Origin of the sequence: Actinoplanes sp. URMC 104, from assembly GCF_051386375.1 — a bacterium.
Classification (GTDB): Bacteria; Actinomycetota; Actinomycetes; order Mycobacteriales; family Micromonosporaceae; genus Actinoplanes.
This window is the reverse complement of record NZ_JBPQTO010000002.1, coordinates 2,240,096-2,251,897: the sequence shown is the minus strand read 5'-3', so window position 1 is coordinate 2,251,897 and position 11,802 is coordinate 2,240,096. Positions and strand designations below refer to the sequence as shown.

Annotated in this window: 8 protein-coding genes; 6 read left to right on the top strand and 2 right to left on the bottom strand. The window is 72.9% G+C overall.

Annotation, left to right across the window (positions count from 1 at the left end):
* The first annotated feature begins 326 nt into the window (after positions 1 to 326).
* From kdpF to ACSNN8_RS11520, 5 genes are all read left to right on the top strand, one after another.
* Positions 327 to 416: a K(+)-transporting ATPase subunit F gene (kdpF, locus tag ACSNN8_RS11540; RefSeq protein WP_436648673.1), complete on the top strand. Its 90-nt coding sequence runs from the start codon at positions 327 to 329 to the stop codon at positions 414 to 416.
* On the top strand, positions 416 to 2,062 hold the full coding sequence (gene kdpA, locus ACSNN8_RS11535) for a potassium-transporting ATPase subunit KdpA (protein WP_436648671.1): 1,647 nt from the start codon (positions 416 to 418) through the stop codon (positions 2,060 to 2,062). Before kdpF ends, kdpA begins: the two co-directional genes overlap by 1 nt.
* The gene (gene kdpB / locus ACSNN8_RS11530; protein ID WP_436648669.1) at positions 2,059 to 4,107 is read left to right on the top strand and encodes a potassium-transporting ATPase subunit KdpB; all 2,049 of its coding nucleotides are present in this window, start codon (positions 2,059 to 2,061) and stop codon (positions 4,105 to 4,107) included. Before kdpA ends, kdpB begins: the two co-directional genes overlap by 4 nt.
* Position 4,108: 1 nt before the next feature.
* Positions 4,109 to 4,954 (top strand): potassium-transporting ATPase subunit C, encoded by an 846-nt coding sequence (locus tag ACSNN8_RS11525; RefSeq protein ID WP_436648668.1) that lies wholly within the window; start codon positions 4,109 to 4,111, stop codon positions 4,952 to 4,954.
* 1,091 nt (positions 4,955 to 6,045) lie between these two features.
* A complete protein-coding gene (locus ACSNN8_RS11520; RefSeq protein WP_436648666.1) occupies positions 6,046 to 8,523 on the top strand; it encodes a DUF4118 domain-containing protein in 2,478 nt (825 codons plus the stop codon).
* 34 nt (positions 8,524 to 8,557) lie between these two features.
* On the opposite strand, the gene ACSNN8_RS11515 is transcribed toward ACSNN8_RS11520, so the two are convergent.
* The gene (locus ACSNN8_RS11515) at positions 8,558 to 9,214 is read right to left on the bottom strand and encodes a response regulator (RefSeq protein WP_436648664.1); all 657 of its coding nucleotides are present in this window, start codon (positions 9,212 to 9,214) and stop codon (positions 8,558 to 8,560) included.
* Entirely contained in the window at positions 9,211 to 10,341 is a 1,131-nt protein-coding gene (locus ACSNN8_RS11510; protein WP_436648663.1) for a sensor histidine kinase, read from the bottom strand. The genes ACSNN8_RS11515 and ACSNN8_RS11510 overlap by 4 nt, the downstream gene beginning before the upstream one ends.
* Before the next feature lie 156 nt (positions 10,342 to 10,497).
* Between ACSNN8_RS11510 and ACSNN8_RS11505 the strand changes: the two genes are divergently transcribed.
* Positions 10,498 to 11,739 (top strand): hypothetical protein, encoded by a 1,242-nt coding sequence (locus ACSNN8_RS11505; RefSeq protein ID WP_436648662.1) that lies wholly within the window; start codon positions 10,498 to 10,500, stop codon positions 11,737 to 11,739.
* Positions 11,740 to 11,802 lie beyond the last annotated feature (63 nt).

Below are 11,802 nucleotides of genomic sequence, written 5' to 3'. Positions count from 1 at the left end.
TTGCCGGTGGGCTTGGGCGCGGCGGCCGGAGCCGGTGCGGCGGCTGCCGCGCCGAGGTGAACGCAGGCTCAACGCCGGGACCTGGCCGGCTCGTGAGCGGCTGTGACCGCCGCCGCAGCGGCGTCAACAACGCGTCAACAAACGGCCCTCGGGCGTACGGAACGCGTCAACAACCGGTGACGGCGGGCGTCCGGCGCGATTGCCTTTGGGCGTAAGCGAAAACAGCCCTCAACAAGGAGACACCCCGTGGCTGATCTCGTGTTCGTCGTGCTCACGGTCGCGCTGTTCGCAGCGCTGACCGTGCTGGTCAAGGCGGTCGAACGCTGGTGAGCGCCGTCAACCTCGCCGGCGGCGTCGTCGCCGTGCTGCTGGCCGGCTTCCTGATCGCCGCCCTGCTGTTCCCGGAGAAGTTCTGATGGCCGGCTGGATCTTCGTCCTCACGCTCGTGGTGGCGCTCGTCGCGGTGTACCGGCCCTTCGGCGACTACATGTACCGGGTGGTGAGCGGGCGCCGCAGCAGCGCGGTGGAGCGTGGTGTCTACCGGCTCGTCGGCGTCGACCGGGACGCCGAGCAGACCTGGGGTGTCTACGCCCGCAGCGTGCTCGCGTTCTCTGCCGTCTCGATCCTCTTCCTGTACGCCTTCCTGCGCCTGCAGAACAGGTTGTGGCTGTCGCTCGGGTTCGACCCGGTGACCACACACGTTGCCTGGAACACCGCGGTCAGCTTCGTCACCAACACCAACTGGCAGGCGTACTCGGGCGAGTCGGCCATGGGCCACCTGGTGCAGATGGCCGGCCTCGCGGTGCAGAACTTCGTCTCGGCGGCCGTCGGCATCGCCGTCGCGGTCGCCCTCGTCCGCGGCTTCGCCGCCCGCAAGTCGGCCACGCTGGGCAACTTCTGGGTCGACCTGACCCGGATCACGCTGCGCGTGCTGCTGCCCATCTGCGCGATCGCCACGCTGCTCTTCATGATCGGCGGGGTGGTGCAGAACCTCTCCGGCGGCACCGACGTGACCACGCTGACCGGCGCCACGCAGCACATCACCGGCGGCCCGGTGGCGTCGCAGGAGGCGATCAAGGAGCTCGGCACCAACGGCGGCGGCTTCTACAACGCCAACTCGGCGCACCCGTTCGAGAACCCCACCACCTGGACGAACTGGCTGCAGATCTTCCTGATCCTGTTGATCCCGTTCAGCATGCCGCGGGTGTTCGGCCGCATGGTCGGGCAGAACCGGCAGGGGTACGCGATCGTCGCGGTCATGGCCGTGCTGGCGATCGCCTCGGTCGCGCTGACCGTGGCGTTCGAGGTGCACGGCGCGGGCACGGTCCCGCAGGCGGTCGGCGCGGCCATGGAGGGCAAGGAGACGCGGTTCGGCGTGCCGGACTCGGCCACCTTCGCCGCGGCCACGACGCTGACCTCCACCGGCGCGGTCAACTCGTTCCACGACTCGTACACGGCTCTCGGCGGGATGATGCCGATGGTCAACATGATGCTCGGCGAGGTCGCGCCCGGCGGCGTCGGTTCCGGCCTGTACGGCCTGCTGATCCTCGCCGTGATCACGGTGTTCGTGGCCGGGCTGATGGTCGGCCGTACGCCCGAATATCTCGGCAAGAAGATCGGCGCCCGCGAGATGAAGCTCGCGTCACTGTACTTCCTGGTCACTCCAGCGGTCGTGCTGACCGGAACGGCGGCCGCCTTCGCCACCGGCAACAACTCCACGGCGCTCAACACCGGCCCGCACGGGCTTTCCGAGGTCCTGTACGCCTTCACGAGCGCCGGCAACAACAACGGCTCTGCCTTCGCGGGCATCACGGTGAACACCCCGTTCTGGGACACCGCGCTGGGCCTGGCCATGCTGCTCGGCCGGTTCCTGCCGCTGGTGCTCGTGCTGGCCCTGGCCGGCTCGCTCGCCCGGCAGCGCCCGGTGCCCGCCTCCGAGGGCACCCTGCCCACCCACCAACCCCTGTTCGTCGGGCTGGTCGTCGGCGTCACCGTCGTGCTGGTCGCGCTGACCTTCCTGCCGTCGCTCGCGCTCGGTCCCATCGCGGAGGGCCTGTCATGACCGCTGTCCTGGAAAAGCCCCGGTCGCCTCAGGGCGCACCGGCCCGGCCCGCTCAGTTCTCCCGCTCGCTGCCTGACGCGCTGCGCAAACTCGACCCGCGCGTCATGTGGCGCAACCCCGTCATGTTCATCGTCGAGATCGGCGCGGTTTTCACGACCGTCCTGTCGATCGCCGACCCGAGCGTTTTCGCCTGGGTCATCACGGCCTGGCTGTGGCTCACGGTCGTCTTCGCCAACCTGGCCGAGGCGGTCGCCGAGGGGCGGGGCAAGGCCCAGGCCGCGGCCCTGCGCGCGGCCAAGCAGGACACGGTCGCGTACCTCAGCGACGGCCGGGAGATCCCGGCCACCGAGCTCAAGCTCGGCGACGTGGTCGTCGTCGAGGCCGGCCAGGTCGTCCCCGGCGACGGCGACGTCATCGAGGGCATCGCCAGCGTCGACGAGTCGGCGATCACCGGCGAGTCCGCCCCGGTGATCCGCGAGTCCGGCGGCGACCGCTCGGCCGTCACCGGCGGCACGAAGGTGCTCAGCGACCGCATCGTCGTACGGATCACGCAGCGGCCCGGCGAGAGCTTCGTCGACCGCATGATCGCCCTGGTGGAGGGCGCGAACCGGCAGAAGACGCCGAACGAGATCGCGCTGAACATCCTGCTCGCGGCGCTGACGATCATCTTCCTGCTGTCGGTCGTGACGCTGCAGCCGCTGGCGATCTTCTCCAAGGCGTACCAGGCCGCGGCGCCCGACACCCTGGCGGTCGACGCGCACGGCGTCACCGGCATCGTGCTGGTCTCGCTGATCGTCTGCCTGATCCCCACCACGATCGGCGCGCTGCTGTCGGCCATCGGCATCGCCGGCATGGACCGGCTGGTGCAGCGCAACGTGCTGGCCATGTCGGGCCGCGCGGTCGAGGCCGCCGGCGACGTGAACACGCTGCTGCTCGACAAGACCGGCACGATCACCGTCGGCAACCGGCAGGCGGTCGCGTTCGTACCGGTCGACGGCGTCTCCCCGCACGAACTGGCCGCCGCGGCGCAGTTGTCCAGCCTCGCCGACGAGACCCCGGAGGGCCGCTCGGTGGTCGCCCTGGCCGATCTGCCCGAGCTCGAGCCCGGGATGCTGCCGGACGCGACCTTCGTACCGTTCACCGCTCAGACGCGGATGAGCGGCGTCGACCTCGGCGGCCGGCAGATCCGCAAGGGTGCGGCGGCCGCGGTGATCAAGTGGGTCGGCCGCTCGTCCGCCGAGGTCACCGAGATCGTGGACCGGATCAGCGGCGACGGCGGCACCCCGCTCGTGGTCGCCGAGAACGAGCGCGTCCTCGGCGTCATCCACCTCAAGGACGTCGTGAAGCCCGGCATGCGCGCCCGCTTCGACGAGATGCGGCGCATGGGCATCCGTACGGTGATGATCACCGGCGACAACCCCCGGACCGCGGCGGCGATCGCGGCCGAGGCGGGCGTCGACGACTTCCTGGCCGAGGCCACGCCCGAGGACAAGCTCGCGTACATCAGAAAGGAACAGGAGGGCGGCCGCCTGGTCGCCATGACCGGCGACGGCACCAACGACGCGCCCGCGCTGGCCCAGGCGGACGTCGGCGTCGCCATGAACACCGGCACGTCGGCCGCCAAGGAGGCCGGCAACATGGTCGACCTCGACTCCGACCCCACCAAGCTCATCGAGATCGTCGAGATCGGCAAGCAGCTGCTGATCACGCGGGGCGCGCTGACCACGTTCTCGATCAGCAACGACATCGCCAAGTACTTCGCGATCATCCCCGCCATGTTCGCGGCCGTGTACCCGGGCCTCGACGCGCTCAACATCATGCGGCTGCACTCGCCCGGCTCCGCGATCCTCTCCGCGGTCATCTTCAACGCGCTGGTCATCGTGGCGCTGATCCCGCTCGCGCTGCGCGGCGTGCGATACCGCCCGTCGAGCGCCTCCGCGCTGCTACGGCGCAACCTGTGGATCTACGGCCTCGGCGGCGTGATCGTGCCGTTCCTCGGCATCAAGCTCATCGACCTGCTCATCCAGTTCGTACCCGGGATCTGACATGCGACTTCCCGCCTGGCTCAGCCAGCATCTCGCGGCGCTGCGCGCGCTGCTCGTCCTGACCGTCCTGCTCGGCATCGCGTACCCGCTGGCCTTCGTCGCGATCGGCCGGATCCCCGGCCTGTCCGGCAAGGCGGACGGCTCCCTCGTCCACGCCGCCGGCGCCACCGTCGGCAGCACCCTCATCGGCCAGTCCTTCACCGACGCGGACGGCACCCCCGACCCGCGCTACTTCCAGAGCCGCCCGTCCGCCGCCGGCGACGGCTACGACCCCACCTCGACCGCCGCGTCCAACCTCGGCCCCGAAAGCGTGGTGGACACCGCCGACGCGCCCAGCCTGCTCACCCAGGTGTGCGCCCGCAGCGTGGCGGTCGGCAAGCTTGAAGGCGTCGACGGCAGACGGCCCTTCTGCACGCCCGACGGGGTGGGGGCGGTGCTGGCCGTGTTCCGTCGGGACGGGCTGACCGGGCCGGTGACCAGAGTGGTGTCGGTCAACGAGACGGGGAGGCCGTTCATTCAGGCGTACGCGGGTGTGACCGTTGAGCCGGCGTCGCCTGGGGTCGACTACGTGGCCGCGGGGGGCTTGGTGACGCCGATTCGCGGCGACGCGCCGGACGAGCCGGTGGTGCCGGCTGACGCGGTCACGGCCAGCGGGAGTGGGCTGGATCCGGACATCAGCGTGGCTTACGCGAATCTGCAGGCGGCTCGGGTGGCACGGGAGCGCGGGGTGGCTGTGGAGCGGGTGCGTGAGCTGATTGCTGAGCACACGGAAGGGCGGGGGCTCGGGTTTTTGGGGGAGCCTGCCGTGGGGGTTTTGGGGCTGAACTTGGCGCTTGATGGGGAATAGGGGGCACTGTGGATAACGGCGCGGGAATGTCGGACCGGTGTGCTCTTATCGGCCCCACCCAGTGCCGGGGTGGGGGCGGTCCGCGGGGCGGCGGGCACAAGCGTTGTGGATAGGGCTGGGGAAGTGTCGTACCGGTCTGCTTGAGTCGGCCCCACCCAGTGCCGGGGTGGGGGCGGTTCGCGGGGCGGCGGGCACGAGCGTTGTGGATAGAGCTCGGGAAGTGTCGTACCGGTCTGCTTGAGTCGGCCCCACCCGGTGCAGGGGTGGGGGTGGCTCGCGGCGGGGGTGGGGGTGGCTCGCGGCGGGGGTGGGGGTGGCTCGCGGCGGGGGTGGGGGTGGCTCGCGGTGCGGCTCGCGGCAAGGCGGGGCGGCTCGCGGCGGGAAGGCTGGGCGGGGGCGGTGCGGCTTGCGGCGGGCGGGGCGAAGGCCCGAGGCGGTACGGCTCGCGGCAGGGCAGGGCAGGACAGGGCAGGGCGGGGGCCGGCTCCGGCGCGGCTAGTGGTGCGGCTCGCGGCGGGCGGAGTGGGCGGTGCGGCTCGCGGCGTGGCGGACGGTGCGGCTCGAGGCGGGGGCGGCACAAGCGCGAACGGCTGTGGATAAGGCTGGGGAAGTGTCGTACCCGTGTGCTTGAGTCGCCCCACCCAGTGCCCGGGTGGGGGAGGCTCGCGGCCCGACGGGGCAGTGCTCTTTTGCTAGGCAGGGGGCGCTCGCCGGGCGGCTGTGCGAGGCGGAAGCGGCTCGCGGGCGGATGAGGCGGCGGGCAGGAGGCTTTCCGGCGCCGTGGAGCGTCGGGCGTGCACGTGGCGGTGTGCGCGGCAGCGTGCACGGGGTGCCAGCGGGGTGGTCCGACATGTAGCGCGCGGGCGGCGGCGCGAAGGGGATCGGACGGCGGCGCGAAGGGGATCGGGCGGCGGCGCGGAGGGGATCGGGCGGCGGCGCGGAGGGATCGGGCGGCGGCGTGTGGGGGGATCGGGCGGCGGCATGGTGCGGGCAGGCGGATAAGTGCCCCGGTCGGGCTCAGCAAGGGCGACCCTGGAAACGGCGAACGCGACATGAAGGCCAAACGCACCGGCGAGGGAGGTGAGACGGAAATGGCACGCGGTGAGCTGCGCATCTATCTGGGCGCCGCCCCCGGGGTCGGCAAGACGTACGCCATGCTCGAAGAGGCCCATCGCCGGGCGGAGCGGGGCACGGATGTGGTGGTGGCGTTCGTCGAGACGCACGGGCGCAAGCACACGACGGCCATGATCGGGGGCCTCGAGGTCCTGGCGCGCAAGCGGGTCACGTACCGCGGTGCGGAGTTCGGCGAGATGGACCTCGACGCGGTGCTGGCGCGCCGGCCGGAGCTGGCGGTGGTGGACGAGCTGGCGCACACGAACGTGCCGGGGTCGCGCAACGCGAAGCGGTGGCAGGACGTGCAGGCGCTGCTGGCGGCGGGGATCAGCGTGCTGACGACGGTGAACGTGCAGCACCTGGAGTCGCTCAACGACGTGGTCGCGCGGATCACGGGGGCGCAGCAGCGCGAGACGGTGCCGGACGCGGTGGTGCGGGCGGCGGAGCAGGTCGAGCTGGTCGACATGACGCCGGAGGCGCTGCGCCGGCGGATGGCGCACGGCAACATCTACCAGCCCGAGAAGATCGACGCGGCGCTGGGCAACTACTTCCGTACGGGAAACCTCACCGCGCTGCGTGAGCTGGCTCTGCTGTGGCTGGCGGACAAGGTGGACGACCAGCTCGGGAAGTACCGCGCGCAGCACGGCATCGACAAGACGTGGGAGACCCGCGAACGGGTCGTGGTCGCGTTGACCGGCGGGCCCGAGGGCGAGACGCTGATCCGCCGGGCGGCCCGCATCGCGGCGCGCACCAAGGGCGCGGACCTGCTCGCCGTGCACGTGGCCCGCAACGACGGGCTGGCCGGCGCGGACCCGGCGAGGCTGGCGCGGCAGCGCGTGCTGGTGGAGAGCCTCGGCGGCACGTACCACCACGTGGTCGGCTCGGATGTGCCGCAGGCGCTGCTGGAGTTCGCGCGGGCGGTCAACGCGACGCAGGTGGTGCTCGGGGCGAGCAGCCGGGGGCGGTTCGCGCAGATCCTGAGCGCGGGCGTGGGCGCGACCACGATCGCGCGGTCCGGCACGATCGACGTGCACCTGGTCACCCACGAAAGGGCCAATCAAGGGCGCCGCCGTACGCGGATGCCCGCTGCGCTGTCCCGTGGGCGGCGCCTCGCGGGGTTCGCCGCGGTCCTGATCGGACTGCCCGCGCTGACCGCGCTGCTCAAGGTCGGGCCGTCGCTGTCGCTGACCAACGACATCCTGGTGTTCCTCGCCGCCGTGGTCGGGATCGCGCTGCTCGGCGGGCTGGGCCCGGCGCTGCTCGCCGCGGTCGCCGGGTCGCTGCTGCTCAACTGGTTCTTCACGGCGCCGATCGGGCGCTTCACGATCGCCGAGGGCGACAACCTGCTGGCGCTCGCGATCTTCGTGGTGGTCGCGCTCGCGGTCAGCTGGGTCGTGGACACCGCGGCCCGCAAGACCCGGCAGGCCGCGGCCGCGCAGGCCGACGCGTCGACGCTGGCGACCGTGGCGGGCGGGGTGCTGCGCGGCGAGCGGCCGCTGATCGCGCTGCTCGAACGGCTGCGCGAGACGTTCGGCTTCGACTCGGCCACGCTGCTCGACGGCGGCGAGGTGGCCGCCGAGACCGGTGCGCCGGGCTGCAGCCGGGCGGCGGACGCGGACGTCGAGGTCAGGGTCGACGACGACGTGGTGCTGCTGCTGCGCGGGCACCCGTTGGAGGCGTCCGACCGGCGCATCGTCGAGGCGTTCGCCGCGCAGGCCGCGGTCGCGCTGCGCCAGGAGCGGCTGAGCGCCGAGGCGGCCGCCGCCAAGCCGCTCGCGGAGGCCGACCGGATGCGCACCGCGCTGCTCGCGGCCGTGAGCCACGACCTGCGTACGCCCCTGGCCTCGGCGAAGGCCGCGGTGGCCGGCCTGCGCAGCGACGAGGTGCACTTCGACGAGGCCGACCGCAAGGAGCTGCTCGCCACCGCCGAGGAGTCGCTCGACCGGCTCGACCGGCTGGTCGCCAACCTGCTCGACATGAGCCGTCTGCAGGCCGGCGCGCTCGGGGTCAACGCCGTGGACGTCGGCGCCGAGGAGGTCATCCCGCGGGCGCTCGACGACCTGGGCGCCGACGGCCGGCGGGTCCGGCTGCACGTTCCGGACGACGTGCCGTCCGTACGCGCGGACCCCGGTCTGCTCGAGCGGGTGCTGGTCAACCTCGTCGCCAACGCGCTGCGCTACAGCCCCGCGGACCGGCCGCCGGCGATCACGGTGAGCGGCCACGGCGGCGTCCTGGAGCTGCGGGTCATCGACCACGGCCCGGGCATCCCGCCGGACCGCTGGGACGACGTCTTCCTGCCCTTCCAGCGCCTGGGCGACCGCTACAACCACACCGGGGTCGGGCTGGGCCTCGCCCTGTCGCGCGGGCTGACGGAGGCGATGGGCGGCACCCTCACCCCGGACGAGACCCCCGGAGGCGGCCTCACGATGGTCCTCGCGCTGCCCGTGAGCACCTGACCCGGAGAGCGCCGCGCGGCGGTCACCCGGGTGATCACTGGCGGCCGGCGCGGACGAGCCCGGACTCGTACGCGAAGACGACGGCCTGCACCCGGTCGCGCAGGCCCAGCTTCATCAGCACGCGGGCGACGTGGGTCTTCACGGTCGCCTCGCCCACGGTGAGCGCCGCGGCGATCTCGGCGTTGGCCATGCCGCGCGCGACCAGCCGCAGCACCTCGGTCTCGCGCGGTGTCAGGCCGGCGAGCTCGGGCGGCGGCTGCGGGTCCGGCTGCCCGGCGAAGGCGGAGATCACCCGGGTGGTGATCGCCGGGTCGAGCAGCGCCTCGCCGGCCGCGACGACCCGGATCGCGGTGATCAGGTGCTCGGGGGAGGACACCTTGAGCAGGAACCCGCTGGCCCCGGCCCGCAGCGCCCGGTAGAGGTTCTCGTCGGAGTCGAAGGTCGTCAGCATGATGACCCGCGGCGGGTTCGGCGCGGACAGCAGCGCGGCGGTCGCCGCCAGGCCGTCCTGCCGCGGCATCGCGATGTCCATGAGCACGACGTCCGGCCGGATCCGCCGGGCCAGGGCGACCGCCTCGGCGCCGTCGCCGGCCTCGCCCACGACGGCCATGTCCGGCTCGGTCTCGATCACCATCCGCAGCCCGGCCCGGACCATCCGCTGATCGTCCGCGATCACCACGGAGACGCTCAACGGGAAGCCCCCACCGGCAGCGGCAACCGGGCCCGTACGGCGAATCCGCCCTCGGGACGTGGCTCCGCGGTCAGCTCGCCGCCGAACAGGGCGGCCCGCTCGCGCATGCCGATCAGCCCCTGGCCGCCGCCGCCCACGGCCGCCGGGCCGCCGTCGTTGACGATCTCGAGGCGCAGCCCGTCGCCGGAGAAGCCGATCGTCACGCCGACCCGCGCGTGACCGGCATGCCGCAGCACGTTGGTCAGCGCCTCCTGCACGATGCGGTACGCGGACACGTCGATCGCCGGCGGCACCGGCCCGGGCTCGCCCTCGCGCCGCACGGTCACGGTCAGCCCGGCCTCGCGCACCTGCGCGAACAGGTCGTCGAGCCGGTCGAGGCCGACCGGCGCCTGCGCGGTGTCCGTGCCTTCGCCGCGGAGCAGCCCGAGCGTACGGCGCAGTTCGCCCACCGCCTCGCGGCCGGACGACTCGATGGTCTCCAGCAGTTCGCGGTCGACCGGCAGCCCCGCGTCGAGCCGCCGGCGCACCACACCCGCCTGGATCACCATGACCGTCACGCTGTGCGCGACCATGTCGTGCAGCTCGCGGGCGATGCGGACGCGCTCCTCCATGACGGCCTCGCGGGCGTGCTGCTCGCGGAACGCGGCCCGGGCGGAGGCCGCGTCGGCGCTGCGCCGGGCCTGCACCGACAGCGCCACGCCCAGCACGTACGGCGCGACCGGGAAGAACAGCGCTGCCATCGGATCGCCGGGGTCGTTGAGCAGATAGACGAGGAAGGCCGCCACCACCAGGGCCACGCCGGTCAGCCCGCGCCGGTCGCCGCGCGCGGGTGGCACGTACCGGCCCACGGTGTAGATGATGATCATGGCGCCGACCAGCTGCCAGAGCCGGAAGTTCACGGTCTGCTCGCCGGCGATCACGGCCGGGCGGTAGAAGAACGGCAGCGGCTCGATGACGTGCGGCGCCATCGCGAGCAGCGGATAGAACCGGCGGACAAGCACCAGCGCCGCCGAGATCGCCAGGACCGCCGGCCACCACCGCCCGGGCATCCCGATCAGGTACTCCTCGGTCAGCCCGAAGAGCACGAAGCCGCCGGTCAGCGCCAGATCGGTGGGTCGCAGCCGCATGCGACGAATCTAGGTGCCGAGGGCCCCCGCCCGAACCCACCCCGAGGATGACGGCCTCTCCGCCGCGCGGGGGACACCGGCTCCCTCCGAGTACGGGTTACCGGGCGGCCCGCCGTCCCTAACGTCGTCGCCCTGGCTGACGACGAAGGGAAACTCATGTGGCGTAGGGCAACAGCGGTCTGCCTGGTGGCGGCGCCGGTCGCGCTGGCGGTGGCCACCGGCATCGACCCGGCGCTGGGCGACGACCAGGGGTACGGGATCTATCGGCAGCATCCGGACGCGACGCAGTGGCACTCGTTGCTGCTGCACTGGGCGTGGGTGCTCTACGTGCCCGCCTTCGCCGGGCTGCTCGTCCGGGTGGGGCGCCGGGGCGCGGTGCTCGCGGCGGTCGCGTGGGCGGCGACGCTGCTCGGGCTGGTGACCTTCTCGGCGCTGATGGCGGCCGACTTCGGGCTGCTCAGCCTCGAGCAGCAGGCGGGGCTGACCGACGCGCAGCTGACCGCGTACGACGACCGGGTCGGCGCGATGCCGTGGGCGACCTGGGGCTGGCAGGTTCCGGGCATCGCCGGCTGGGCGGTGGCGCTGATCGTGACGCCGCTCGCCGCCGCCCGCGCACGGGTGATCCGGTGGTGGACGGCCGGGGTGTTCGTGGCCGGGGCGGTGCTGTACCTGCTGTTCGCGATCTCGCCCGTGCCGCACTGCCTGGCCGGTCCGGTGGTGCTGGTCGTGGCCGGCGTGTTCGCGGCGCGGCAGTCGATGCACGCGGCGGCCGTTCACGAGGGTTTCGGGGCCTGGAGGCGTACGGCGGGGGTTGTCTGTCTGGTCCTGGCGCCCGTGTCGTTCGCCGTGGGGATGGCCACGGTGCCGCCCGGCGACGACGTCGTGGCGTACCCGGTGCTGTCGCAGGCCAGCGCGTTCTTCCTGCACCTGGCGTGGGTGCTGTTCGTGCCGGGGATGCTGGTCGTGGCCGAACGCGGCGGCCGCTTCACCCGCGTGGCCGCGGCGCTCGCCGTGCTGGGCCTGATCAACTTCAGCGCGCTGATGTTCGGCGACTACCTGGACCTCGCCGCGCGGCAGGCGCTGGGCGATGCGGTGGCGGACCGGGCGGCGTCGCTGAGCGGCGGGTACGCCACGTTCTCGCTCGGCTGGGTGCTGCCCGGGATGGTGTTCGCGCTGCTCGGGCCGATCCTGGTGGCGACCGGCGCGGCGCGGGACGGGCTCGTGCGCTGGTGGGTCCCGGCGCTGGTCGTCGCGGGGTTCGCCGCGTTCCTGTCGCTGGGCCTCGGGCCGGTCGGGGTGGTCGGCCCGCTGGTGCTGGTGGCGGGCTTCGGCCTGATGGCGGCGGCCCTGCGGCGTACGCCCGCGGGTGTCCCTGCCGTCGAGCCCGTGCTTACCTGACCACCGTGGAGCGAGGCGGGCGTCGGGCGTCGCACGTCCGGGTACGGTCAGGGGAACACCGAC